This is a genomic window from Desulfosporosinus metallidurans, from assembly GCF_001936615.1.
Classification (GTDB): Bacteria; Bacillota; Desulfitobacteriia; order Desulfitobacteriales; family Desulfitobacteriaceae; genus Desulfosporosinus; species Desulfosporosinus metallidurans.
The window spans coordinates 1-281 of sequence record NZ_MLBF01000232.1; the positions used below are offsets into that span (position 1 = coordinate 1).

A 281-nucleotide genomic window follows, 5' to 3' on the forward strand; every position below is an offset into this window, starting at 1 on the left:
ATATTCCATGTCAATGGCCTTGTAAAATTTTTCTTTCAAATCACTCAACCGTCAGCCTCCTTTCTTTAGAACAGCTTTCCAAAAGTGTTCATAATTTCGTACCCAAGAACACCGAGATACATCAGGAGAAAGCAGCCCAGCAAAAAGAAGGAATACTTCCGCACCTTGCCCGGCTGCTTCATGGCGATGAGCTTCAGGCGCTGCAATTCCAGGAGCTTAAAATCGTGGCTCAACATTTCAAAATAGACTGCGCCGTTGTCGCCGCGCTTGACGGAAATAAG

1 pseudogene is annotated in these 281 nt (G+C 45.6%); it reads right to left on the reverse strand.

Annotated features, from left to right (window positions below):
- Window positions 1–65 precede the first annotated feature (65 nt).
- A pseudogene (locus DSOL_RS26495) lies at window positions 66–281 on the reverse strand (secretion protein F); the annotation flags it as partial.